The 23,902-nt window shown below is 69.2% G+C and carries 17 protein-coding genes and 1 pseudogene; 5 read left to right on the top strand and 13 right to left on the bottom strand.

Going from position 1 to position 23,902, the window contains the following annotated elements:
* Nucleotides 1–15: 15 nt before the first annotated feature.
* From ribBA to QE399_RS17620, 3 genes are all read right to left on the bottom strand, one after another.
* Nucleotides 16–1,137, bottom strand: coding sequence for a bifunctional 3,4-dihydroxy-2-butanone-4-phosphate synthase/GTP cyclohydrolase II (gene ribBA / locus QE399_RS17630; protein WP_309830764.1), 1,122 nt, complete (start codon nucleotides 1,135–1,137; stop codon nucleotides 16–18).
* A 348-nt stretch (nucleotides 1,138–1,485) separates the two neighbouring features.
* The gene (locus tag QE399_RS17625) at nucleotides 1,486–1,782 is read right to left on the bottom strand and encodes a 2Fe-2S iron-sulfur cluster-binding protein (protein ID WP_309830762.1); all 297 of its coding nucleotides are present in this window, start codon (nucleotides 1,780–1,782) and stop codon (nucleotides 1,486–1,488) included.
* 598 nt (nucleotides 1,783–2,380) lie between these two features.
* Nucleotides 2,381–2,662, bottom strand: coding sequence for a DUF427 domain-containing protein (locus tag QE399_RS17620; RefSeq protein WP_309830760.1), 282 nt, complete (start codon nucleotides 2,660–2,662; stop codon nucleotides 2,381–2,383).
* A 246-nt stretch (nucleotides 2,663–2,908) separates the two neighbouring features.
* On the opposite strand from QE399_RS17620, the gene QE399_RS17615 reads away from it, so the two are divergent.
* From QE399_RS17615 to QE399_RS17605, 3 genes are all read left to right on the top strand, one after another.
* Entirely contained in the window at nucleotides 2,909–3,832 is a 924-nt protein-coding gene (locus QE399_RS17615) for an SDR family NAD(P)-dependent oxidoreductase (protein ID WP_309830758.1), read from the top strand.
* Between the two features lie 129 nt (nucleotides 3,833–3,961).
* A complete protein-coding gene (gene gshA / locus QE399_RS17610; protein ID WP_309830756.1) occupies nucleotides 3,962–5,497 on the top strand; it encodes a glutamate--cysteine ligase in 1,536 nt (511 codons plus the stop codon).
* A 178-nt stretch (nucleotides 5,498–5,675) separates the two neighbouring features.
* Complete coding sequence (locus QE399_RS17605; RefSeq protein WP_405044142.1) at nucleotides 5,676–7,850, top strand: FUSC family protein; 2,175 nt, start codon at nucleotides 5,676–5,678, stop codon at nucleotides 7,848–7,850.
* A gap of 124 nt (nucleotides 7,851–7,974) precedes the next feature.
* Here the strand turns inward: QE399_RS17605 and QE399_RS17600 are convergent, their stop codons facing one another.
* The 3 genes from QE399_RS17600 to QE399_RS17590 form a co-directional block, all read right to left on the bottom strand.
* Nucleotides 7,975–9,285: a TRAP transporter large permease gene (locus tag QE399_RS17600; RefSeq protein ID WP_309830752.1), complete on the bottom strand. Its 1,311-nt coding sequence runs from the start codon at nucleotides 9,283–9,285 to the stop codon at nucleotides 7,975–7,977.
* A 154-nt stretch (nucleotides 9,286–9,439) separates the two neighbouring features.
* Nucleotides 9,440–9,973: a TRAP transporter small permease gene (locus QE399_RS17595; protein WP_309830751.1), complete on the bottom strand. Its 534-nt coding sequence runs from the start codon at nucleotides 9,971–9,973 to the stop codon at nucleotides 9,440–9,442.
* Nucleotides 9,974–9,990: 17 nt separating this feature from the next.
* Nucleotides 9,991–10,983 carry a TRAP transporter substrate-binding protein gene (locus QE399_RS17590; RefSeq protein WP_309832168.1) on the bottom strand — a complete coding sequence of 331 codons (993 nt, stop codon included), beginning with the start codon at nucleotides 10,981–10,983 and terminating at the stop codon, nucleotides 9,991–9,993.
* 190 nt (nucleotides 10,984–11,173) lie between these two features.
* Between QE399_RS17590 and QE399_RS17585 the strand changes: the two genes are divergently transcribed.
* Nucleotides 11,174–11,704, top strand: a complete 531-nt coding sequence (locus QE399_RS17585; RefSeq protein WP_309830749.1) for a winged helix DNA-binding protein — start codon at nucleotides 11,174–11,176, stop codon at nucleotides 11,702–11,704.
* A gap of 89 nt (nucleotides 11,705–11,793) precedes the next feature.
* Here QE399_RS17585 and QE399_RS17580 read toward each other — a convergent pair whose 3' ends face one another.
* Nucleotides 11,794–13,599 (bottom strand): peptidase M14, encoded by a 1,806-nt coding sequence (locus tag QE399_RS17580; RefSeq protein WP_309830746.1) that lies wholly within the window; start codon nucleotides 13,597–13,599, stop codon nucleotides 11,794–11,796.
* Between the two features lie 203 nt (nucleotides 13,600–13,802).
* On the opposite strand from QE399_RS17580, the pseudogene QE399_RS17575 reads away from it, so the two are divergent.
* Nucleotides 13,803–17,513, top strand: a pseudogene (locus tag QE399_RS17575) (hydantoinase B/oxoprolinase family protein).
* A 92-nt stretch (nucleotides 17,514–17,605) separates the two neighbouring features.
* On the opposite strand, the gene mnhG reads toward QE399_RS17575, so the two are convergent.
* The 6 genes from mnhG to QE399_RS17545 are packed head-to-tail and all read right to left on the bottom strand — an operon-like array spanning nucleotide 17,606 to nucleotide 23,804.
* On the bottom strand, nucleotides 17,606–17,977 hold the full coding sequence (gene mnhG / locus QE399_RS17570; RefSeq protein WP_309830744.1) for a monovalent cation/H(+) antiporter subunit G: 372 nt from the start codon (nucleotides 17,975–17,977) through the stop codon (nucleotides 17,606–17,608).
* Nucleotides 17,974–18,255 (bottom strand): K+/H+ antiporter subunit F, encoded by a 282-nt coding sequence (locus QE399_RS17565; protein ID WP_309830741.1) that lies wholly within the window; start codon nucleotides 18,253–18,255, stop codon nucleotides 17,974–17,976. The genes mnhG and QE399_RS17565 overlap by 4 nt, the downstream gene beginning before the upstream one ends.
* Complete coding sequence (locus tag QE399_RS17560) at nucleotides 18,252–18,743, bottom strand: Na+/H+ antiporter subunit E (protein WP_309830740.1); 492 nt, start codon at nucleotides 18,741–18,743, stop codon at nucleotides 18,252–18,254. Before QE399_RS17560 ends, QE399_RS17565 begins: the two co-directional genes overlap by 4 nt.
* Entirely contained in the window at nucleotides 18,740–20,464 is a 1,725-nt protein-coding gene (locus QE399_RS17555; protein ID WP_309830738.1) for a monovalent cation/H+ antiporter subunit D, read from the bottom strand. Before QE399_RS17555 ends, QE399_RS17560 begins: the two co-directional genes overlap by 4 nt.
* Entirely contained in the window at nucleotides 20,464–20,829 is a 366-nt protein-coding gene (locus tag QE399_RS17550; protein ID WP_309830736.1) for a Na+/H+ antiporter subunit C, read from the bottom strand. Before QE399_RS17550 ends, QE399_RS17555 begins: the two co-directional genes overlap by 1 nt.
* The gene (locus tag QE399_RS17545) at nucleotides 20,829–23,804 is read right to left on the bottom strand and encodes a monovalent cation/H+ antiporter subunit A (RefSeq protein ID WP_309830735.1); all 2,976 of its coding nucleotides are present in this window, start codon (nucleotides 23,802–23,804) and stop codon (nucleotides 20,829–20,831) included. Before QE399_RS17545 ends, QE399_RS17550 begins: the two co-directional genes overlap by 1 nt.
* Nucleotides 23,805–23,902 lie beyond the last annotated feature (98 nt).

Below are 23,902 nucleotides of genomic sequence, written 5' to 3'. Positions count from 1 at the left end.
CGTGTGCGCCGGCGGTCAGGCCTTGGGGATGTATCCGGTGATTTCGAGGCCGTAGCCGGCCATGCTGGGCATGCGCCGCGGCTGGCCCATGAGCTGCATCTTGGCCACGCCGCATTCGCGCAGGATCTGCGCGCCCACGCCATAGGTGCGCAGGTCCATGCGGCCTCGCTCGGGCGCGTGCGCGGAGCGGGCCTTGCCCTCGAACTGTTCGAGCAGCTGCTCGGCCGTCTCGCCGCAGTTCAGCAGCACGGCCACGCCGCGCCCCTGGCTGGCGATGTACTGCAGGCTGGTATCCAGGCCCCACGAGTGCATGGCGCGGTTCACTTCCAGCGCGTCCAGCACGGACAGCGGCTCATGCACGCGCACGGGCACGCTGTCGTCCGGACCCCACTCGCCCTTGACGAGCGCCAGGTGCACGGCCTGGCTGGGCTCGTCGCGGAAGGCGTGCGCGGTGAATTCGCCGAAGGCGGTGGGCAGCTGGCGCGTGCCGACCTTCTGCACCAGCGATTCGTGGCGGCTGCGGTATTCGATGAGGTCGGCGATGGTGCCGATCTTGAGGCCGTGCTCGGCCGCGAAGACCTGCAGGTCGGGCAGGCGGGCCATGGTGCCGTCGTCCTTCATCACCTCGCAGATCACGGAGGACGGGCTGCAGCCGGCCATGGCGGCCAAGTCGCAACCGGCTTCGGTGTGGCCGGCGCGCATGAGCACGCCGCCGTCCACGGCCTGCAGCGGGAAGATGTGGCCGGGCTGCACCAGGTCGGCCGCCACGGCATTCGGGGCGACGGCGGCCTGAACGGTGCGCGCGCGGTCGGCGGCCGAGATGCCGGTGGTCACGCCCGTCGCGGCTTCGATGGAGGCGGTGAACGCCGTGCCCATCTTGGTGCCGTTGCGCGCCACCATGGGCGGCAGCTTGAGCAGTTCGCAGCGCTCGCGGGTGAGGGTCAGGCAGATCAGGCCGCGGCCGAAGCGGGCCATGAAGTTGATGGCTTCGGGCGTGACGTGGTCGGAGGCGAGCACGAGGTCGCCTTCGTTCTCACGGTCTTCCTCATCCACCAGGATGACGATGCGCCCGGCGCGCATCTCGGCCACGATGTCTTCGACCGGCGAGATGGGGGCGGGACTGAGGGGGGAGTTCATGGGGCTGGGGCTTTCGGGTGGGCCGCCGGGCCGGGCGCAACGCGTGTCTCCGGAGGCGGCGGCGGGCTCCTGCTGGCGGAGCCGCTCCCAAAGAACAGGCGATGCGGCGGGGCCGCACGGTGCGGGAGCGCTGCGCTCCCAGCGGGCGATTCTAAGGCAACGCTGAACAAACTCCTCTCGCGCTGCGCATCTCTGCTGGGGGCGGTCTGCCACGTTGCCAACCCCCGCCATCGCGGCGGCTGGTGCCTTGGTTCGCGCCTTGCAGCCACATCCCCCGGCAGGGCGCGCCGCTTCGCGGTGACTTGTTCAGCGCCGCCCTAAGCGCAGGGCGCCCCGGCTTGGACAACGTCAAATGCCGGGCGCTTCAAGCTGCAGGTCGCTGGTCGGGTAGGCCACGCAGGGCAGGATGCAGCCCTCGGCCTTTTCCTCGGCGGAGAGGCCGGGCCATTCGATCTCGTAGCGCACGCTGCCATGGGCCAGCACGCCGATGCAGGTGCGGCAGGTGCCGTTGCGGCACGAACTGGGCCAGTCGATGCCGCCTTGCTCCAGCGAATGCAGCAGCGGCTGCTCGGGCCAGGCATCGCATTGGGTGCCGTCGTCGCCCACGCGGGCGATGAAGAAAGGGGGCAGGGGAGCGTCGGCCATGGACAGTGCGAGGTGTTGAGGGTGTTTTGTGGCTCTGGCGCTTATGGGATAAGCGCATAAAGCTATAAATAGTATAGCATTTGATCGATCGGCTGGCCGTGCAGGCGCTGCCCGCTCGTCTGCCTCATTTTTCAGCACTCCAGCGGCTTGCCTTATGAATCAAGGGCTTGCGGCCGCCATACAGCGGTTGTCAAAACTTATCCACATGATTGTCCAGCGCCGGCAGGGATAACCAAGGCCCGGCGCGGGCCAGGGTGCTTAAAAAAACAGCAGCATGACCGGATCCCTTGCAAATCAAGGACTTGGAATCCCCATACAGCGCTTGTCCTCAGTTATCCACACGATTGTCCAGCGATCGCAGGGATAACCGAGGCCTCGCCGCACCATGGATGCCTCGGTGAGGCTTTGGCGCCGCGTTCGGTGGCGCCCGGTTCCATGCGCGCAAGGGTGGCTGTTTGCCCCATGCCCGCTTGCCTAAAAAGGAGGCAATACGACGATGGGCCTTGCAAATCAACGACTTGCCGTGGTCATACAGCGGTTGTTCAGGGTTATCCACACGATTGTCCAGCGGATGCGGGCATAACTGCGCCGCCGCCGTTCACTCCTCGACCTTGACGCCTTTCCAGAAGGCCACGCGGCCGCGGATGTGCTCGGCGTCGGGCTTGGGGTCCGCGTAGGTCCAGGCGGCGTCCGCGTTCAGCTCGCCGTTGACCAGCAGCGACAGGTAGGTGGCCTGGCCCTTCCAGGCGCAGGAGGTCTTGTGGTTGCTGAACGTGAAGTGCTCGCGCCGCAGCGAAGCCTCAGGAAAGTAATGGTTGCCTTCAACGAGCACGGTGTCGTCGCTCTCGGCCAGGGTAGCGCCGTTCCAGGTGGCTTTCATGGGAACTCCTTTCTGGGAGGTGAGGAGGGGGGATGGATGCCGCCGCCCATCATGCCCGGTGTGGGTGGCGCAGGCGTGACCTGTGTGGCGGGGGCCGCGCCGGCCGTGCGTCGCGCAGGATGCTGCGCGACACCCTGCGGCTGCCGTACAGTGGCGCGCGGAGTGGCACGGCGGGCCGCGCAGCCACTGCGGGCCGGTACACCGCCTCCACTTACATCACAAATCACAACCCAGGAGATCCAAGACATGTCCCTCGACTTCCAAGGCCGCGTGGCCATCGTGACCGGCGCCGGTGGCGGGCTGGGCCGCCAGCATGCACTGGCGCTCGCGGCCCGCGGCGCGAAGGTGCTCGTGAACGATCTGGGCGGCACGGTTGACGGCAGCGGTGGCTCGGTGTCCGCCGCGCAGGCCGTGGTGGATGAGATCCGCGCGGCCGGTGGGCAGGCGCTGGCCAACGGCGCGTCGGTCACCGACTTCACCGCCGTGCAGGCGATGGTGGCGCAGGCCGTCGATGCCTGGGGCCGCGTGGACATCCTGGTGAACAACGCCGGCATCCTGCGCGACAAGTCGTTCGCCAAGATGGACATGGACGACTTCCGGCTGGTCGTGGACGTGCACCTGATGGGCGCCGCGCACTGCTGCAAGGCGGTGTGGGCCCGCATGGTGGAGCAGAAGTACGGCCGCATCGTCATGACGACCTCGTCGACAGGCCTGTACGGCAACTTCGGCCAGGCCAACTACGGCGCGGCCAAGCTGGCGCAGGTGGGCCTGATGCAGACGCTGGCCATCGAAGGCGCCAAGCACGGCATCCACGTGAACGCCCTCGCACCCACGGCCGCCACGCGCATGACGGAAGGCCTCATGCCCGAGGACGTGCTGGCTGCTCTCAAACCCGAAGCGGTGGTGCCCGCGATGCTGGTGCTGGCGCACGAGACCGCGCCGACGCGCACCATCCTGTGCGCCGGGGCGGGCACCTTCGAAGCCGCGCACATCACGCTGACGCAGGGGGTGCACATCGGCGCGGGCGACGACGCCCCCGAGCAACTGGCCGCCCGCCTGGGCGAGGTGGTGGACCGCGCGGGCGATACGGTGCCGGCCAGCGGAGCGGCGCAGGGCACGAACGAGGTGGGCAAGGCGCTCGCTGCCCGCACGCCGCGCGCTATACCGTAAACGGCACGGGCAGGCGCGCGGACGGCCAAAGTGCCCTGTGATCCGGCCAGCGCTTGACGGGGCGCCGGGCAGCCGGGCGCCCGGCGTGCTAAGTTCCGGCCCCACAAGAGATGGATCGGCAATAAACACATGAGCAAACTGCACGAGCGCATCCAAGCGCAGCCCCCCGAGCGCCTGGCCGGCATCCGCCGCGGCATCGAAAAGGAAGGCCTGCGCGTGCTGCCTGGCGGCGGGCTTGCGCTCACGCCGCATCCGCCGGCCCTGGGGTCCGCGCTGACGCATCCCCATATCACCACCGACTATTCGGAATCGCAGATCGAGCTGATCACCGGAGCCCACCGGAGCGTGCAGGCCAGCCTGGACGAGCTCACCGCCACGCACCAGTTCGTCTACCGCGTGCTCCAGCAGCAACAGCCCGGGGGCGAGATGCTCTGGGTGTCCAGCATGCCCTGCGGACTGCCCACCGACGAGACCATTCCGCTGGCGCGCTACGGCGCATCCAACGTGGGCCGGGCCAAGAGCGTGTACCGCATGGGGCTGGGCCACCGCTACGGGCGGCGCATGCAGACGATCTCGGGCGTGCACTACAACTGGTCGCTGCCCGGCGTGACGAGCGAGGAGTACTTCGCGCTGATCCGCAATTTCCGCCGGCAGGCCTTCGTGCTGCTGTATCTGTTTGGTGCCTCGCCGGCGCTGTGCCCCTGTTTCGTGGCCGGCCGCGAGCATGCGCTGCAGCCGCTCGGCACCGGCCAGCATGCGCTGTACCTGCCGCACGCCACCTCGCTGCGCATGGGGCGCCTGGGCTACCAGAGCGATGCGCAGGCGACGCTGGCCGTGAGCTACAACGGGCTGGAAGGCTACGCGCGCTCGCTGTACGAGGCGCTGACGCGGCCGTACCCGGCCTACGAAGCCGTCGGCGTGCTCAATCCGGGCGGCGAATACAACCAGCTGGGCACCAGCCTGCTGCAGATCGAGAACGAGTTCTACGGCACCATCCGCCCCAAGCGCACGGTGCGCAGCGGAGAGCGCCCGCTCGACGCCCTGCACGAGCGCGGCGTGGAGTACGTGGAGGTGCGTCTCATGGACCTCGACCCTTTCGCTTCCGTCGGCATCACCGCGCAGACGATGCGCCTCCTCGACGTCTTCCTGCTGCACTGCCTGCTGTCGGACAGCCCTCTGGACACGCCGCAGGAGATTGCCGAGCTCAAGCGCAACCAGCACCTGGCCGCCGAGCGCGGCCGCGAGCCTGGGCTGCGCCTGCAGCGGGGGGGCGAGAGCATTGTCCTGGCCGACTGGGCGGCCGAGGTGCTGGCCGAATGCGTGCCCCTGGCCGCCGCGCTGGACAAGGCCCAGGGCGGCGACGCCCATGCAGCCGCACTGGAGCAGGCGAGGGCGCTCGTGGCTGCGCCCGAGCAGACGCCGTCGGCCCGCGTGCTGGCCGAACTGCAGGGCCGCCACGCCGACAGCTTCACCGCGTTCGCGCTGCACCGGGCCGAGGTCGCCCGGGACGATCTTCTGGCGCTGCCCTGGAGCGATGCCCAGCAGCGTCAGTTCGCGGCCTTGGCTGAGCAATCGCTGGCCGATCAGAAGGCCATCGAAGCGGCCGACTCCCTGCCGTTCGAGGCCTGGCGCCAGCAGTACATGGCCATCCGCCCCTTGGCTTGAGCGGGGGGCGACGTGGCCAGGTGATCAGGACCGTCGCGCAAGAAACCGGTCCTGAGCCTGCGGCCTACGCAGTGCATCGCTGGTGCGCCGCTTGTGCCACCGGGGCCGCCATCGCACACTGCCTTCCGTGAATCCGTTGCCTCTTCGTTCCTCCGTGCGCAGCCGGCTGCGTGCCGCCATGCGCGTGGCGCTGAGCCACTACGTCGCCAATGGCATCTCGGTGGCCGTCGGGCTGATGCTCATCTCGGCCCTGGTGCATGTGCTGTTCGGTGCCGCGGCCGCCTCGGCGGCGTCGGTGGGGGTGATCGTCACCGCGCCGCCGGACCTGCCGGGGCCGCGCCGCGGCAAGTTCCTGCAGATGCTGCCGGCGCCCTTGCTGGGGCTGCCGCTGTTCCTCGGCGTGCAGTTGCTGCAGGACCAGCTGCTGGCCCTGGGGGCGCTGATCGTGCCGGCCACCTTCGTGTCCTTCCTGGCGATGGCCTGGGGCCGGCGGGGCATTCCGATCGCGGTGGCGCTGATGTTCTCGGCCCTGTTCTCGATGGCGGTACCCGCGCACGAAGGGCCGGGCGCGCTCGCCGCGTCCTTGCGCACCACTGGCTTCTTCGGCCTGGGCGCGGGCCTGTACGTGCTGTACAGCGTGCTTGCCCATCTGGCGCTCAACGGGCGCTACCGCGTGCAGCTGGTGGCCGACGCGCTGCTGGCGCTGGCGGCGCTGATGCGCGTGCAGATGCGCCAGTTCGGCTCCACCGGCCGCGGGGGCGATGGTGCCGCGGGCCGGCCGCTGACGGGGGAACTGTTGAGCCGCCACGCGGCCCTGGCGGACCAGTTGCAGTCGGCGCGCGACGTGGTGCTGGAGTCGCCCCGGACGCCGCGGCGCCAGCGGCTGGCCGGCATGCTGGTGCTGGTGCTGGAGATGCGCGATCACCTGCTGGCCTGCGAGCTCGACCTGGATACGCTGCAGGCCCATCCCGGCCATGCTCCGGTGCTGCTGGGTCTGCAGGCGCTGCTGCGCGAAATGGCCCGTGATGTGGCGCGCCTGGCCGACGCCCTGCTGCTGGGCCGCACGCCGCAGCCGGTGCCCGACCGCCGCGCCCGGCTGGCCGAGCTGCGCTGGTCTGCCGATGCCGGCCTGCCACCGGCCCAGGGAAGCGGGCCTTCGCCGCAGTTGCTGGCCCGAGCACTGGCCGACCGCATGGGGCACATCAGCGACGAACTGCAGCGGCTGGTGGCCCTGGCGCGCGGAACGGCCGAGCCCAACCTGGCCGTGGTGCGCGCCAACTGGCAGATGTTCGTGAGCCCCACGGCCTGGTCGTGGCAGCCCTTCGCCGGCCTGTGGCGGTGGGACGCGCCGCCGCTGCGCCACGCGCTGCGGGCGTCCCTGGCCATCGGCACCGGCTATGCCGTGTCGCTCGCACTGCCCTGGGGCACCCATGCGTACTGGATTCTGCTGACCATCGTGGTGGTGCTGCGCGGCAGCCTGGCGCAGACGCTGGAGCGGCGCAACGCCCGCGTGGCCGGCACGCTCCTGGGCTGCGTGCTGGCGCTGGGCGTGCTCTCCGCGCACTTTTCACCGCTGGCGCTGATCGCCTGCCTGACGCTGGCCCAGGCCGTGGCGCATGGTTTTGCGGTGCGGCGTTACCTCATTACCGCCGTGGCGGCCACGGTGCTGGGGCTGGTGCAGTCGCACATGCTCAACCACGGCGTGAGTACGACTTTCGCGCTGTTCGAGCGGATGGCCGATACGCTGATCGGTACGGGCATCGCCTGGGCGTGCAGCTACGTGCTGCCGTCGTGGGAGCGCTCACAGATTCCAGCGCTGGTCGCCCGCACGGTGGCGGCCCAGGCGCGGCATGCGCGCGTGGCGCTCGCGCTGGGCCAGCTGCAGGCGGTGGACAACGCCCCTGAGCTGGCCTGGCGCCTGGCGCGGCGCGAGGCCTACGACAGCCTGTCCGCCCTGGTGCAGGCGACCGGCCGCTCGCTCAGGGAGCCCCGCGCGGTGCGGCCACCGGTCGCCACGTTGGAACGCCTGCAGGCCCATTGCTACCAGCTGCTGGCCCAGCTCACGGCGGTCAAGACCATGCTGCTGCTGCGCCGGGGGCGGCTGCAGCCCGAGCGGGTGGAGGGCCCGCTGGCGCACACGGCCGAACGCATCGACGCCGTGCTTACCGGGGCCCACCCTGCGGCTCCGTTGGACGGTGACCGGCGGCGCGCCGTGGCGGCGGGGCCCGAGCCGCTGCCGGACCCGTTCGAGCACGATCTCCATCCGTGGCTGCTGCGCCGGCTGGCGCTGGCCGAGGCGCTGGCGGCCGATCTGCGCGCCGACGCCGATGAGGTGCGCAGCCGCTTCGTCTGAATCGGCGGGCGCCGGGCCGGGTAGCACGGGGCGCCCGATCCCTCGGCCAAGTGGCGTGGACGGTGCCCAGTGCCCTCCCTGTGTGGGCAGTGGGTGGTTATCGGCGAACCGCCCTGGCGCGCGTTCAGCGCTCCTTGCCCATCACCATGTCGGGCAGCGCGGTGACGATCTCGGGGAAGGCGGTGATCAGCGCGATGCACACCACCAGGCACAGGAAGAACGGAATGGCGGCCTTGGCGATGAGGGTGCTGTCCTTGCCCGTCATGTTCTGCAGCACGAAGAGGTTGAAGCCGACCGGCGGCGTGACCTCGGCGATCTCGACCAGCAGCACGATGAAGATGCCGAACCAGATCAGGTCGAACCCGGCCTTCTGGATCATGGGCAGCACGACGGCGCTGGTCAGCACGATCATGCTGATGCCGTCCAGCGCCGTGCCGAGGATCAGGTAGACGATGGTCAGCACGCCGATGAGGGCGAAGGGCGACAGGTTCATGGCGTTGACCCATTCCGCCAGCTCGCGCGGAATGCCGGTGAAGGCCATGGTCTTGGTCAGGAAGGCCGCGCCGGCCAGGATGAACATGATCATGCAGCTGGTGCGCGTGGTGCTCATCAGCCCTTCGCTGAAGTTCTTCCAGGTGAGCGACCGGCTCCACAGCGCCAGGCCCAGCGAGCCCACCACGCCGAAGGCCGCGCACTCGGTGGCCGTCGCGTAGCCGGCCACCAGCACCCACACGATGAAGACGATGAGCACCGCCACGGGAATCAGGTTGCCCGACTGGCGGATCTTCTGGGCGAACGTGGTGGGTGCGTCGGCCGGCGGGACCTTGTCCGGGTTGCGCAGGCTCCACCAGCCGATGTAGCCGGAGAACAGCAGCATCAGCAGCAGGCCGGGCAGGAAGCCGGCCAGGAAGATGCGGATGATGGAGGCATCGGCCGCGACGGCGTACACCACCATGGTGATCGACGGCGGAATCAGAATGCCCAGCGTGCCCGCCGTGGCCAGCGAGCCCAGCGCCATGCGCTCGTCGTAGCCGCGCTTGAGCAGTTCCGGCAGGGCCACCTTGCTGATGGTGGCGCAGGTGGCGGCCGAGGAGCCGGACACCGAGCCGAAGATGCCGCAGCCCAGAATGGTGGTGTGCATCAGCCGGCCGGGAATGCGGTTGAGCCAGGGGCGCAGGCCCTCGAACATCTCTTCGCTGAGCTTGGTGCGAAAGAGGATCTCCCCCATCCAGATGAACAGCGGCAGGGCGGCCAGCTCCCAGCTGGCGTTGCTCTCCCAGAAGGCCGAGAACAGGTTCTTGCCCGGTTGGGTCGAGGTGAAGAAGGCCTGGCCGACCCAGCCGCAGATGGCCAGCGTCATGGCGATCCACACGCCGCCGGCCAGCAGCACGATCATCAGCAGCAACAGGATGCCGCCCACCATCAGGATATCCATGGGGAACTTTCGAAGCCTAGGGAGAGGAGGGGATCAGGCGCAAGCTGCTGCGCAGTGCTGCCGTGCTGCCGTGCTGGCGGCGCAGTGGGCAACGCACAGCCCGCGCGCTGCCGGGTGCGGGAGCGTGACAGGCCGGGCCATGGGGTCGCCATGCTCAGATGTCGGAGGAGAAGTCGCCGCGTGCGTGCCGCTCCTCGACCTCGCGCACGAAGGTGGGCACGCCGCCGCGCAGCACGATGACGAATTCATCCACCACGGCCACCAGCAGCAGCACGGAACCGATGGCGAAGCTCAGCTGCGGAATCCACATCGGCAGGGGCAGCAGCCCTTGGGCGATGTCGTTGAATTCCCAGCTTTCGTAGGTGAACAGGCAGGCCGACCACGCCAGGTACGCCACCGCCACCGAGCCGATGGCCAGGCTCACCACCTCGAACTGCCGGCGCCGCCGCGGCGGCAGCTTCTCCAGCAGCAGGGTGACGCGCACGAAGTCACCGTGCTTGAAGGCGTGTGCCATGGCGAAGAAGGCAGCGGCGGCGCAGAACCACGCCACCACGTCGTTCAGCGCGCCGGTGCGCACGCCCATCTCGCGCAGCACGCTCTGGGCGATCATCAGCACGCAGATGAGTGCGACGAACACGGCGCCCAGGGCGCCGGCGCCGAGATAGAGGCGGTCAAGAAAGCGGCGCATCGTCAGCGTCCGTCGCGTCACTTGGCCGGCGCGGACTTGCGGTACGCGGCGACGATGGCCTCGCCGTCGGGGCCGGCCTTCTTGAGCCAGTCGGCCAGCATGATGTCGCCGACCTGGCGCATGTCCGCCACCAGCTTGGGCGAGGGCGGCAGGATCTTCATGCCCTTCTCGGTCAGGGCCTTCTTGTACCAGTCATTCTTCTCGGCGCTGACCTTCCAGCCGCGCGCCTCGGCCTCGGCCGCAGCCTTGAGCAGGCCGTCCTGCGCGGGCTTGTCGAGCGCGTCGAATGCCTTCTTGCTGACGATGACCGCGTTCTTGGGCAGCCAGGCCTGCGTGTCGTAGAAGTACTTGATGCTCTCGTAGAGCTTGCTGTCGTACCCGGTGGAGCCTGATGTCATCATCGACTCGACCACGCCGGTCGCCATGGCCTGGGACAGTTCCGCCGCCTGGATGGTGACGGGTTGCGCGCCGATCAGCTCGGCGATCTTGGCCGTGGCGGGGCTGTAGGCCCGCCACTTGATGCCGCGCAGGTCGGCCACCGAGGCCAGTTCCTTCTTGGCGTAGATGCCCTGCGGCGGCCAGGCCACGGTGTACAGCAGGCGCAGGCCCTGGGCGTTGAGCAGCTTCTCCAGCACGGGCTTCTGCGCGTCATACAGGCGCTTGGAGTCCGCATAAGAGGTGGCGAGGAAGGGGATGCCGTCGGCGCCGAAGATGGGGTTCTCGTTCTCGAAGTTGGGCAGCAGGATTTCCCCCGCAGGCGCCTGGCCGCCCTGCACGGCGCGCTTGATCTCGTTGGCCTTGAACAGCGAGGCGTTGGCGTGCACGGTGATCTTGAGCTTGCCGCTGGTGGCCGCGTCCACGTCCTTGGCGAACTGCTGCAGGTTCTCGGTGTGGAAGTTGGTGATCGGGTAGGCGGACGCCAGGTCCCACTTGGTCTGGGCCATGGCCGAGGGCACGCCCAGGCTGCCGGCCAGACCGATGGCGAGCAAGGAAAGGGTTCTACGCTTCATCATCTTGGGTACTCCACAGTGGTTGGGACGTTCGCTTCCGCGACGGACTGTAAGCCGGGGTGGGCCGGCACGGCCTAGGGGCTTTACCTGTGTGTCGACAAATCGCCGGCAAATCATCGGGGTGCTGCCTACAATCAGTCGGCATGCACAAGCCATGCCAGCACCGTGTTCCAAGAAGGGGATTCCTGCCATGAAGCCAGCCGCCCAACCCAAGCCCGGGCATGCGCCCATCGTGTCGTCGGCGCATCTCGTGTCGGCCCACAGCGCGGAGATGAGCGAGTTCGAGTTCGGACTGATCGTGGCGGGCAATGCCTTCGAGCGCTGGATCGTGCACTGCATGGCGGCGGCGGGCCTGCGCGACCTGACGCCGCTGGACGTGATCGTGCTGCACCACGTCACGCACCGGGCGCGCGACAAGCGCCTGGCGGACATCTGCTTCATCATGAACGTGGAGGACACCCACGTGGTGAACTACTCGCTCAAGAAGCTCCTGTCGCTGAGGGTGGTGGCGTCGAGCAAGAACGGCAAGGACGTGACCTATGCCGCCACCGAGGCCGGCAAGGCGTATGTGCAGCGCTACCGCGAGATCCGCGAGAGCTGCCTGATCGACGCGCTCAACGCCGACGACGCGCTCAACCGCGACATTGGCGAACTGGCCCGGCTGCTGCGCGTGCTGTCGGGCATGTACGACCAGGCCGCCCGCGCGGCGGCTTCGTTGTAGTGCTATTTATTTGATAGCTATATGCGCTTGATGGATAAGCGCTAGAGGCCGATTTTTTCTTGAATGGTGCGGCCGCCCCGCGGCGCGGCTCAGGGTTGCTGGGGCCTGGCGGCAATCTCCTGCCATGCCTGCTGCGCGGCCAGCACGGTCGCCTTCTGCACCGTATGGGCGAAACGGAAGGCGTCGCCGCCGATGGTCTCGTCCGGAAATTCGGTGATGAGCGTGACGGGTGCGCCATCGGAGGTCTCCGACTGCAGGCAGGCCGTACCGTGCAGCACCTCGAAGGGGATGGGACCGGCATGCTGCGCGTACAGCGCCATCTGGCGCGCGTTGTACTCGGGCAGCCCAGGCACGCTGCGCAGCGCGGCGGTGACGGCCTGCAGCAGCGCGCGGCCCCGGTCCTGCCAGCCGGCGTGGCAGCGCAGGATGAGGAAGAAGCCCTTGGGCAGCATCCATTGCTCGAAGCCGCGCGGCACGTAGCCCGACAGCGGGCGCGTCCACTCGTGTGCCGGATAGCCGTGCAGGTTGATGTGCAGCTGTGCACCAGACAGGGCCAGCGCCTGCTCGCGCGCGGCGCGCTCGTACAGCGGCGCGCCTTCCCCTTCACGGTAAGCGATGTCGTCGCCCAGGGCGCTGTAGCGGGCGGCGTGGTGCATGTGGTGCGGGTGCTGGGCGCCCAACTCGCGGTGCAGGGCGTAGCCGTCGGGGTTCTCCAGCGGCAGCAGCGCGAAATGCGCGCCCGGCCGCTGCGCCAGCAGGGCCTGCGCCGCGCGCAGTGCCCCCACCACGCCCGAGGTCTCGTTGGCATGCTGCCCGCCGCTGATGAACACGGGCACGTCGCTGCCGGGGTGGTAGAGCCCCTGCACTGCACGGCCCTGGCGCGAGGTGGCGCCGAAGCGCTGGCCGGGCCACTGCGCCAGCGTGGCGGCCACCCGCTCCGGCGGGGGTGCCATGCCCATGGCCTCGAAGGGCTGGCCGGCGGTGGCGTCGGTCCAGGCGCTCGCATCCTGGGCCGCGGTGTCGAAGGGCCGCAGCGCGATGCGCACCCGTGGTGCGCCCGTGGCCGGGCGGATATCGGGCACGGTCTGGCCCGGCTGCAGGCGCCGGTCGCCGGTGGCGCGGCCGGAGTGCTGCTGGAACATCTCCAGCAGCGAGAAGTACACGTCCTCGTGCAGCGCCTCATAGCTGCTCATGACCTCGTCCATGCCCGGCAGCGCCTGTTCGAAGCCATGCAGGTCGATGCGGATGTCCAACCGTTCGAAGTAGGGCTCCTGCTGCGGCCAGGGGTGGCGCCGCACGGTGTCGATCACGTGGGCGAAGAGGGCCTCGAAGTCGGTGGTGACGGCCTCGTCGCGCAGCTCCCCGCCGCCCGGGCCGCGGCCCACGCGCAGCCAGCCGGTCGGTGAGACCTGCGGGGCGCCGATGGCGTCCGCGTGTGCGCGCAGGGGCACGAACACGCGGTGGCTCTGCACCGTGCCGTCGTCCATCGTCAGCGTGACGTCGTACCAGGGGCCGTGGCCCGGGCGCGTGTCGTCCCACCGCAGGGCGCCGGGGCGCAGCAGAGCGGCCAGCGGATAGGCCTCGACCTGAAACCGCCGTGCTGCTCCGTGGATGGGCGCAGGGCAGCGGACGACGGCCTGCGCTACCTGCTCGGCCGCCACTTCTTCCAGAAAGTAGTGCACCAGCGGCTTGTAGGCGCACCGCAGCCGTGCGTGCACGCCCGCGGCGGCCAGGCGGCGTTCGGCGGCGCGGCGCTCCGCCACACCTTCGAACAGCCAGCCTTCGACATGCGCGTTGCGCCAAGGCGCCTGGGCCCATTCGGACTCCCAGGCGGTGAGGGTGCGCTCCACCGTGGTGTCGAGGAGCAACGTGGAGGAAGCAGCGTGGTCGGTCATGGCGCGTTGTGGGGGAGCGGGTGGGCCGATCGTAAACAGGTGCCGCGCCAGAGGCTGGCACGGTCCCTGCAAATCGGGCTTCCATGTCATCATATCGATGACGATTTATCGGCAAAAAGCATTTTTGTGTGCTCGGGGCCGGGGCCGGCTCATGCCGCGAGGCGGCCCCGCGCCGCACGCATACACACCGGGAGAAAACGGCAATGGCGACCAAACTCTGGCAGTTCTGGGTGGACCGCGGCGGCACCTTCACCGACATCGTGGGGCGCCGTCCGGACGGCAGCCTGGCGACGCACAAGCTGCTGTCCGAAAACCCCGGCCAGTACCGCGACGCTGCCGTGGCCGGCATCCGCCACCTGCTGGGCCTGCAACCGGGCGAGCCGGTCACGCCGGCCCAGGTGGAATGCGTGAAGATGGGCACCACGGTGGCCACCAACGCGCTGCTGGAGCGCAAGGGCGAACCCACGCTGCTGGTGACCACGCGCGGCTTTCGCGATGCATTGCGCATCGCCTACCAGAACCGCCCGCGGCTCTTCGATCGCCACATCGTGCTGCCGGAGCTGCTCTACAGCCGCGTGATCGAAGCCGTCGAGCGCGTGGGGGCGCACGGCGACGTGATCGAGCCGCTGGACGAGGACCATCTCAAGGAACGCCTCTGGGCCGCCTACGATGCCGGCCTGCGCAGCGTGGCCATCGTCTTCATGCACGGCTACCGGTTCACCGCGCACGAGCAGCGCGCCGCTGCGCTGGCGCAGGCCGCCGGCTTCACGCAGATCAGCACTTCGCACGGCACCAGCCCGCTCATGAAGTTCATCAGCCGCGGTGACACCACCGTGGTGGATGCCTACCTGTCGCCCATCCTGCGCCGCTATGTGGAGCAGGTGGCTGCCGAGATGCCCGGCGTGCCGCTGTACTTCATGCAGTCGTCAGGCGGGTTGACGGACGCGCACCGCTTCCAGGGCAAGGACGCCATCCTGTCCGGGCCCGCCGGCGGCATCGTAGGCATGGCGCGCACGGCGGAGCTGGCTTTTGGCGGCGCCACGGAGGCCGTGGCGGGCCCAGAGGCAGGCCCCGGCCCGGTGCGCGTGATCGGCTTCGACATGGGGGGCACCTCCACCGATGTGAGCCACTACGCGGGCGAGTTCGAGCGGGAATTCGAGACGCAGGTGGCCGGCGTGCGCATGCGCGCGCCGATGATGAGCATCCACACCGTGGCGGCCGGTGGCGGCTCCCTGCTGGGCTACGACGGTGCGCGCTTTCGCGTGGGGCCGGAGAGCGCGGGCGCGCACCCCGGTCCGGCCAGCTACCGCCGGGGCGGGCCGCTGGCGGTGACGGATGCCAACGTGCTGGTGGGCAAGATCCAGCCCGCCCATTTTCCCCGGGTGTTCGGCCCCAAGGCCGACGAGCCGCTGGACGATGCCGTGGTGCGCGAGCGCTTCGCGGCCCTGGCCGCCGAGACGGGCCGCAGCGCCGAAGATGTGGCCCACGGCTTCATCCAGATCGCCGTGCAGCAGATGGCGAACGCCATCAAGAAGATCTCGGTGGCGCGCGGCTACGACGTGACGCGCTACACGCTGCAGTGCTTTGGCGGCGCGGGCGGCCAGCATGCCTGCCTGGTGGCCGATGCGCTGGGCATGCAGCGCGTGTTCGTGCATCCGCTGGCGGGTGTGCTGTCGGCCTACGGCATGGGGCTGGCGGACCAGAGCGTGATCCGCGAGCAGTCGGTGGAGCAGCCTTTGACGCAGCCGGCGTTGGGCGGCATTGCCGCCACGCTGGATGGGTTGGCCGATGCAGCACACGCAGCGCTGGCGCAGCAGCCCGCGGGCGCCGGTCCCGTGCGCGTGAACCGCCGAGTGCATGTGCGCTACGAGGGCTCGGATGCCGCGCTGGTCGTGCCCTTCGGCGATCTGGCCTCCATCGTGGCGGGCTTCGAGGCCGCCTACCGGCAGCGCTTCGCCTTCCTGATGCCCGGAAAGGGGTTGGTGGCGGAGGCTGTTTCGGTCGAGGCGGTGGTCGCCGGCGAGGCGCCGCACGAGGCCGTGCACCCGCTGCAGCCTGCGCGCGAGGCGCCGCGCCGCGGCAGCGTGCGCATGTACACCGTGGGGGCCGATGGCGCGCCGGCATGGCAGGACGCCGCCCTGCTGGTGCGCGAGGACCTGCGCCCCGGCGACGCCATCGCCGGCCCGGCCATCATTGCGGAAAAGAATGCCACCACCATCGTGGAGCCGGGCTGGGGCGCCATGCTGACCGCGCGCGACCACCTGGTGCTGGAGCGGCGCATCCCGCGCGTGGTGCAGCACGCCGCCGGCACGGCCGTGGACCCGGTGCTGCTGGAGGTGTTCAACAACCTGTTCATGAACATCGCCGAGCAGATGGGCCTGCAGCTGCAGAACACGGCGCACTCCGTCAACATCAAGGAGCGGCTCGACTTCAGCTGCGCGCTGTTCGACGCCGAAGGCCAGCTGATCGCCAACGCCCCGCACATGCCGGTGCACCTGGGTTCGATGGGCGAGAGCATCAAGACGGTGATCGCGCGCAACGCGGGCCGCATGCAGCCCGGCGACGTGTTCGTGCTGAACGACCCCTACCACGGCGGCACGCACCTGCCGGACATCACCGTCATCACCCCCGGTCTACCTGGCCGACGAGGCCGCGCCCACCTTCTACGTGGGCAGCCGCGGGCACCATGCGGACGTGGGCGGCATCACGCCCGGCTCCATGCCGCCGTTCTCCACGCACATCGCGGAAGAGGGCGTGCAGATCGACAACGTGAAGCTGGTCGAGCGCGGCGTGCTGCGCGAAGCCGAGATGCAGGCGCTGCTGGCCGGTGAAGCCGTGGACGGCCAGGAGGGCGCGCGCTACCCGAGCCGCAACCCGCAGCAGAACCTGGCCGACCTGAAGGCGCAGATCGCGGCCAACGAAAAGGGCGTGCAGGAGCTGCGCCGCATGGTGCAGCAGTTCGGCCTGCCGGTGGTGCAGGCCTACATGCGGCATGTGCAGGACAACGCCGAAGAGTCGGTGCGCCGCGCCATCACGCGGCTGGCCGCGCGGCTGCAGGACGGCCGCTTCACGCTGCCGCTGGACAACGGCGCGCAGGTCCAGGTGGCCGTGCGCATCGACGCGGCGCGCGGCGCAGCGCGGTGATCGATTTCACCGGCACCAGCGCGCAGCAGGCCAACAACTTCAACGCGCCCACGGCCGTCTGCATGGCGGCGGTGCTGTACGTGTTCCGCTCACTGGTCGATGACGACATTCCGCTCAACGCGGGCTGCCTCAAGCCCATCGAGGTCATCATTCCGCCGGGCTCCATGTTGAACCCCCACCCGCCGGCTTCGGTGGTGGCGGGCAATGTCGAGACCTCCACTTGCATCACCAACGCACTGCTGGGCGCGCTGGGCGTGTCGGCGGCCAGCCAGTGCACGATGAACAACTTCACCTTCGGCAACGACCGCTACCAATACTACGAGACCATCTCGGGCGGCAGCGGTGCGGGCGGGCTCTTCGACGAGACCGGCGGGCTGGTGGGCGGCTTTGCCGGCACGGGCGTGGTGCAGACGCACATGACCAACTCCCGCCTGACCGATCCCGAGGTGCTGGAGTTCCGCTTCCCCGTGCGGCTGGAAAGCTACGCGCTGCGGCCGGATTCGGGCGGGGCCGGCCGCTGGCCGGGCGGGCCGGGCGGGGTGCGCCGCATCCGGTTCCTGGAGCCCATGACGGCCAGCATTCTGTCGAACGGGCGCCAGCACGGCGCCTTCGGCATGGCGGGCGGGGCGCCGGGCCAGCCCGGCATCAACCGCGTGGTGCGGGTCGATGGCACGGTGGAGACGCTGGCCCACATCGGCCAGGCGCAGATGGCTGCGGGGGATGTGTTCGAGGTGCACACGCCCGGCGGCGGCGGGTTCGGTAGCCGCTGAGGGTTTTCAAGCCAAATCGGTCTGCAGCCCTTTTTTTATAAGCGCTTACAGCTATAAAATATATAGCAATGAACGTGGCTGCGGCCGAGGCTTCAGGAATCGCGCTCATCGGCCGCGACGGTGCGGCTCAGGCTGGGCGGCACGTCCTTGCCGGCGCGCCGCGCGCGGAACAGAGCGGCGCGCATCAGGAAGATGTTGGTGACCGGCACGGTGATGGATACGAACAGCGCGATCATCAGCGCGTGCACCGCCAGCCCGTGGCCCTGCAGCGAGAAGTACAGCAGCGTGCCGTGCATGATGCTCCAGCACCCCATGGTGGCGATGATGGAGGGCGCGTGCACCCGCTCGAAGTAGGTCTTCAGCCGCAGCAGGCCGAGCGAGCCCAGCAAGGCAATGGCGGCGCCCAGCAGCACCAGGGCGGCGATGAGGGCCTCGGCCCAGAGGGGCAGCGCGGGGTCGGTCATTCGATCACCTCGCCGCGCAGCAGGAACTTGGCCATGGCCGTGGAGCTGGCGAAGCCCAGCAGGGCGATCAGCAGCGAGGCCTCGAAGTAGTTGGAGCTGCCGTAGTAGATGCCCAGCACCAGCATCAGCAGCATGCCGTTGAGGTACATGCAGTCCAGGGCCAGCACGCGGTCCTGCGCCGAGGGGCCCTTGACCATGCGCACCAGGCAGCAGGCCATCGCCACGCCCAGCAGGAACAGGGCGGCGGGCAGCGCCCAGGAGAGGATGGGGCCGTTCATTCGAAGATCTCCATCAGGGGCCGTTCATAGCAGCTTTGCACGTGCGCGATGGTGGCCTGCGGGTCGTCCAGCTCCAGCACGTGCAGCAGCAGCACCGTGCGGTCGAGGGACAGCTCGGCCCAGGCCGTGCCCGGCGTGATGCACACGATCATGGCCAGCACAGCCAGCCCGTTGGGGTCGCGCATTTTCAGGGGAATGTGCACGAAGCCCGAGGGGTAGCGCCGGCTGGAGGGATGGATGAACAGCCGTGCCACCGCCAGGTTGGAGGCGATGGTGTCCTTCACCACGCGCAGGGCCAGCCGCAGCACGGTGCCGGGCCGGCGGATGCGCACGGGCAGCGGGCGCAGGCCGCTGGTCAGTACCGGGATGACGATAGCCACCAGGCAGCCGAGCACCATCTGCCCCGCGCTCACCGAATGGTTGAGCAGCAGCCAGAGAATGAACAGCACCACCGACAGCAGCGGGGCAGGGAACAGGCGTCGGATCATGGGGTCGTTCCTCCCGGCGTCGTAGCCGCCGGCGATGGGCCCGCATGGGTGGGGCCGGGGCGGGGCACGGTGGACATGACGGCGTTGATGTACGTGCCCGGGGAATGCAGGGCGTTGGCGGTAGCCAGGGTGAAGCGCATCACGGAATCGGCCTGCAGCGTGAGGGCGATGCAGCCGGCCAGCAGCACGGCCACCGGCAGGCCTTCGGCAATGCGCAGCCGCGGCGTGGGCCGGTCGTGCGCCGCCCAGAAGTGGCGCACCCCCACGCGGGTGAGCGCGATGAGCGCCAGCAGGCCGGTGGCGATCATCAGCGCCAGCAGCGTCCAGCCCGGCAGGCCCAGCTGGTGGCCCGCGGAGGAGCCGAGCCCCATGGGGTTGAGCAGGGCGGTCAGCATCGTGAACTTGCCCACGAAGCCCGACAGCGGTGGCAGCCCGGCAACCACCAGCGTGCACACCAGGAACGCCAGGCCGAGGAAGGCTGCGGCCGCGGGGATCACACGGCCGATCAGCACCACTTCGTCCTCGTCCAGGTTCAGGCCGGGGGTGGGGATGAGCTGGGCGTTGAGGAAGGGCGCGTCCTCGTCGTCCACGTCCAGCGAGGAGCCATCGTTGCGCCAGCGGTCGATCAGGTCGGCCAGCAGGAACAGCGCGCTCACCGCCAGCGTGGAACTCGGCAGGTAGTACAGCAAGCCCGCCGTCAGCAGGTTCTGCCCAAAGCCCGCCGCTGCCAGCAGCGTTCCCGACGACAGCACCGCCGCAAAGCCCGCCAGATGGGTCAGCCGCTGGGAGCCCAGCATGCCGATGGCGCCGAAGGCCATGGTGAGCATGCCGCCGCCTATGAGCCACAGGCCCCCGAACAGGGCCGAGGGACCGGCCTCGCTGCTGAACATGAGCGTCCACAGGCGCAGCAGCGTGTACACGCCCACCTTGGTCATCAGTGCGAACAGGGCGCCGACCGGCGCCGTGGCTGCGCTGTAGGCCGGCACCAGCCAGAAGTTGAGCGGCCAGACGGCGGCCTTGATGAGGAAGGCCGTCGCCAGGATGCCGGCCGCTGCATGCAGCAAACCGCGGTCGGCGGCCGCCACCTGCGGAATGGCGCGCGCCAGGTCGGCCATGTTGAGCGTGCCGGTGATGCCGTACAGCATGGACGCGCCGATCAGGAACAGCGACGACGCGGCCAGGTTGATGGCGATGTAGTGCAGGCCGGCCTGGATGCGCGTGCGGCCCGAGCCGTGGAGCAGCAGGCCGTAGGAGGCGGCCAGCATGATCTCGAAGAACACGAACAGGTTGAACAGGTCCGCCGTCAGGAAGGCGCCCGCCAGGCCCATCAGCTGGAACTGGAACAGCGGGTGGTAATGCACCCCGGCCCGGTGCCAGCGCGTGGCCGAAAACACGATGGAGCACAGCGCCACGCCGCTCGTGAGCGCCAGCATCATGGCCGACAGCCGGTCCAGCGCCAGCACGATGCCGAAGGGCGCCGGCCAGTTCCCGGGCAGGTACACGCCCATGGTCAGCGTGCTGCCCGCCTGGTGCGACCAGCGCAGCAGGGCGATGGAGATCACCAGCCCCAGCAAGGTGGAAAGGATGTTGAGCCCGAGCTTGAGCCGCTGGCGCTCTTCGCGCAGCAGCAACATGAGCGCCGCCGTGAGCAGCGGCAGCGCGATGGGCGCCAGCATGAGGTGCGGCATGAGGGCCGACGTGAGCGCACTGAACTGGCTCATCATGGCATTTCCTGCACGTCACGCGAATGGCTGCCGTCAACATGGTCGGTGCCCGAGATGCCGCGCGAGGCCAGCAGCACCACGAGGAACAGCGCCGTCATGGCGAAGCCGATGACGATGGCCGTGAGCACCAGCGCCTGGGGCATGGGGTCGGCATAGTGCTGCAGGTCCTGCGGCACGCCGGGCACCAGCACCGGCTCCTTGTCGATGGCCAGGCCCAGGCGGCCCATGCTGAAGATGAACAGGTTGACCGCATAGGACAGCAGCGACAGGCCCATGATCACCTGGAAGGTCCGCGGGCGCAGCAGCAGCCACACGCCCGAGCCGGTCAGGATGCCGATGGCGATAGTGAGGACGATTTCCATCAGCGGGCTCCTTCCGGTGCGGCGCCGTTGGCTGCCTGTTGTGCTTCTTGGTCCTGGCGCTCGCGCTCTTCCTGAGCTTCCTCCATCAAACGGGCGTGGTAGCGGTGGCCGCGCACGGATTGGTGGGCGATGCCGGTGAGGATCAGCAGGGTCGAGCCGACGACGAGCGCGAACACGCCGATGTCGAAGAACAGCGCGCTGGCCACGTGGATCTCGCCGATGACCGGCAGGCTCAGGTGGGCCGTGTGGCTGGTGAGGAACGGGTACCCCAGCGCCACGGCACCCAGGCCCGTGCCCAGGGCGAACAGCAGACCGGTAGCGATCCAGCGCCGCGGATAGAGCGGCAGGTGCGCCTCGACCCATTCGGTGCCCGAAATGATGTACTGCAGCAGCAGGCCCACCGACAGCACCAGGCCGGCCACGAAGCCGCCGCCCGGCTGGTTGTGGCCGCGCATGAAGAGGTAGAACGACACCAGCGCGGCGAAGGGCAGCAGCAGGCGCACCAGCACGGCGGGCACCATCAGGTAGCCCACGGCCGTGTCCTTGGCGTTGCGCGGGTTCAGCAGGTCGGTCTGCAGGTCGGCTGGCAGGTAGCGCTGCTGCTCGGGCAAGTCCATGGTCTCGCGTGCGGGGCGGAAGCGGCGCAGCAGCGCATACACCGTGAGCGCCACGACGCCGAGCACGACGATCTCGCCGAACGTGTCGAAGCCGCGGAAGTCCACCAGCACCACGTTCACGACGTTGGTGCCGCCGCCCTCGGTCAGCGCACGTTCCAGGAAGAAGGTGGAAGCGCTGTCGGCGAATGGCCGGCTCATCATCGCGAACGCGAGCCATGCCATGCCGCCGCCGGCCGCCACGGCGATCAGCAGGTCGCGCACGCGGCGCGCCTTGGCCACCGCGCCGTCCGAATCCATGCCGCGCAGGCGCTCGTCGCGCTTGGGCAGCCAGCGCAGGCCCAGCAGAATCAGCACGGTGGTGACGATTTCGACCACCAGCTGCGTGAGCGCCAGATCAGGTGCGGAGAACCACAGAAAGGTAATGCAGGTGCACAGGCCCGCCCCGCCCATCAGGGTGAGCGCAGCCAGCCGGTGGTACTTGGCCTGCCAGGCGGCTCCTACGGCGCAGACCACCCCCAGCAGCCACAGCAGCACGAAGGCCGGCGACAGGGGCAGCGTGCCGCGGTCGCCCAGCTGCAGGCCCTGCGTCCACAGCGGCATGGTTCCGGCGGCCAGCGCGGCGATCACCAGCCACAGCATCTGCCACTGCAGACGGTGGGTGGAGAGCATGCGACGGCCGCGCCGCCCGCTCTGCGTCAGCAGCGCCAGCGTGCCTTCGAAGACGCGGCGGCCGCTGATGCGGTACATCAGCGGCGGCGCATCGACCCGGCCAGCCGCTCTCTGCCAGCGCAGCAGCAGGTACAGGGCCGTGCCGCCCACCATGGCCACCAGGCTCATCAGAAAGGGCGTATTGAAGCCGTGCCACACGGCCAAGCTGAACTCGGGCAGCTCACCGCCGACCACCGGCAGGGCGGCCGCGTTGAGAAAGGAGCCAACGGACCACGCCGGCACGATGCCCACCACCAGGCATGCCAGCACCAGCAGTTCCACGGGCACGCGCATCCAGTGGGGCGGCTCGTGCGGTTCATGCGGCAGATCGGTGGCCTCGGGGCCCCAGAACACGTCGACGATGAAGCGCAGGGAATAGGCCACGCTGAACATGCCGGCCACGGTGGCGGCGATGGGCAGGGCCGTGGCGACCAGGGGCGTTGCATCCAGGAAGACCGTCTCGGTGAAGAACATCTCCTTGGAGATGAAGCCGTTGAGCAGCGGCACCCCGGCCATCGATGCGCTGGCCACGGTGGCCAGCGTGGCGGTCACAGGCATCATCTTGCGCAGCCCGGACAGGCGCCGGATGTCCCGCGTGCCGCTTTCGTGGTCGATGATGCCCGCCGCCATGAACAGCGAGGCCTTGAAGGTCGCGTGGTTCATGATGTGGAAGACGGCGGCAACGGCGGCCAGTGGGCTGTTCAGGCCCAGCAGCAGCGTGATGAGGCCCAGGTGGGAAATGGTCGAATACGCCAGCAGGCCCTTCAGGTCGTGCTGGAACATGGCGGCGTAGCCGCCGATGAGCAGCGTGCACACGCCGGCACCGCCCACCAGCCAGAACCAGGCTTCGGTGCCGCCCAGGGCCGGCCAGAAGCGCGCCAGAAGGAACACCCCCGCCTTCACCATGGTGGCCGAGTGCAGGTAGGCGGACACCGGCGTGGGCGCGGCCATGGCGTTGGGCAGCCAGAAATGGAAAGGGAACTGCGCGCTCTTGGTCAGTGCGCCCAGCAGCACCAGCACCAGGGCCGTCAGGTAGAGCGGGTGGTCACGCAACTGCTGGGCGGCGTCGAGCACGCGGTCCAGGTCGTAGCTGCCCACGATGTGGCCGATGACCAGCATGCCGGCCAGCATGCACAGGCCACCGGTGCCGGTCACCGTCAGCGCCATGCGCGCGCCGCGGCGGGCGTCCTGGCGGTGGTGCCAGTAGCCGATCAGCAGGAACGAGAAGAGGCTGGTCAGCTCCCAGAAGAACGCCAGCTGGATGATGTTGCCCGAGAGCACCACGCCGGTCATCGCGCCCATGAAGGCCAGCAGGAACGAGAAGAAGCGCGGCACCGGGTCGGCCGCGGACATGTAGTAGCGCGCGTACAGCACGACGAGCGAGCCGATGCCGAGCACCAGCATGCAGAACATCCAGGCGAAACCATCCATGCGGATGACCAGATTCAGCCCCAGGGATGGCAGCCAGGCGATCTCCTGCCGCAGCACCTCGCCGGCAGCGATCTCCGGAAAACACATCGCTACCTGCACCGTGCAGGCCACGGCGATCAGCCCTGCCAGCGTGGACTCGGTGTTGCGGGCGTTGGCCGGCAGCACGGCGGCTACCAGGCTGCCGAGGAAGGGCAGGAGGATGAGGAGTACGAGGGGCATGTGCGAAAGATTCTACGGGCAAGCCCCCAACCGCCGCTATGAAAACCCGAGCAGACTCGGGCCATTGGCCTTGGGCCGGCAGCAGAAAACATGCGATG

Origin of the sequence: Paracidovorax wautersii, assembly GCF_031453675.1 — a bacterium.
In the GTDB taxonomy this organism is placed as follows: Bacteria; Pseudomonadota; Gammaproteobacteria; order Burkholderiales; family Burkholderiaceae_C; genus Paracidovorax.
This window is presented reverse-complemented; position numbering and strand designations above follow the sequence as displayed.

Coding starts and splice junctions, on each gene's coding strand:
- QE399_RS17590 (WP_309832168.1), bottom strand. CDS start 10,983: ATGAAGCGTAGAACCCTTTCCTTGCTCGCCATCGGTCTGGCCGGCAGC.
- QE399_RS17545 (WP_309830735.1), bottom strand. CDS start 23,804: ATGCCCCTCGTACTCCTCATCCTCCTGCCCTTCCTCGGCAGCCTGGTA.
- QE399_RS17555 (WP_309830738.1), bottom strand. CDS start 20,464: ATGAGCCAGTTCAGTGCGCTCACGTCGGCCCTCATGCCGCACCTCATG.
- QE399_RS17600 (WP_309830752.1), bottom strand. CDS start 9,285: ATGGATATCCTGATGGTGGGCGGCATCCTGTTGCTGCTGATGATCGTG.
- QE399_RS17620 (WP_309830760.1), bottom strand. CDS start 2,662: ATGAAAGCCACCTGGAACGGCGCTACCCTGGCCGAGAGCGACGACACC.
- QE399_RS17625 (WP_309830762.1), bottom strand. CDS start 1,782: ATGGCCGACGCTCCCCTGCCCCCTTTCTTCATCGCCCGCGTGGGCGAC.
- QE399_RS17585 (WP_309830749.1), top strand. CDS start 11,174: ATGAAGCCAGCCGCCCAACCCAAGCCCGGGCATGCGCCCATCGTGTCG.
- QE399_RS17595 (WP_309830751.1), bottom strand. CDS start 9,973: ATGCGCCGCTTTCTTGACCGCCTCTATCTCGGCGCCGGCGCCCTGGGC.
- QE399_RS17615 (WP_309830758.1), top strand. CDS start 2,909: ATGTCCCTCGACTTCCAAGGCCGCGTGGCCATCGTGACCGGCGCCGGT.
- QE399_RS17560 (WP_309830740.1), bottom strand. CDS start 18,743: ATGATCCGACGCCTGTTCCCTGCCCCGCTGCTGTCGGTGGTGCTGTTC.
- QE399_RS17565 (WP_309830741.1), bottom strand. CDS start 18,255: ATGAACGGCCCCATCCTCTCCTGGGCGCTGCCCGCCGCCCTGTTCCTG.
- QE399_RS17605 (WP_405044142.1), top strand. CDS start 5,676: ATGCGCGTGGCGCTGAGCCACTACGTCGCCAATGGCATCTCGGTGGCC.
- mnhG (WP_309830744.1), bottom strand. CDS start 17,977: ATGACCGACCCCGCGCTGCCCCTCTGGGCCGAGGCCCTCATCGCCGCC.
- QE399_RS17580 (WP_309830746.1), bottom strand. CDS start 13,599: ATGACCGACCACGCTGCTTCCTCCACGTTGCTCCTCGACACCACGGTG.
- gshA (WP_309830756.1), top strand. CDS start 3,962: ATGAGCAAACTGCACGAGCGCATCCAAGCGCAGCCCCCCGAGCGCCTG.
- ribBA (WP_309830764.1), bottom strand. CDS start 1,137: ATGAACTCCCCCCTCAGTCCCGCCCCCATCTCGCCGGTCGAAGACATC.
- QE399_RS17550 (WP_309830736.1), bottom strand. CDS start 20,829: ATGGAAATCGTCCTCACTATCGCCATCGGCATCCTGACCGGCTCGGGC.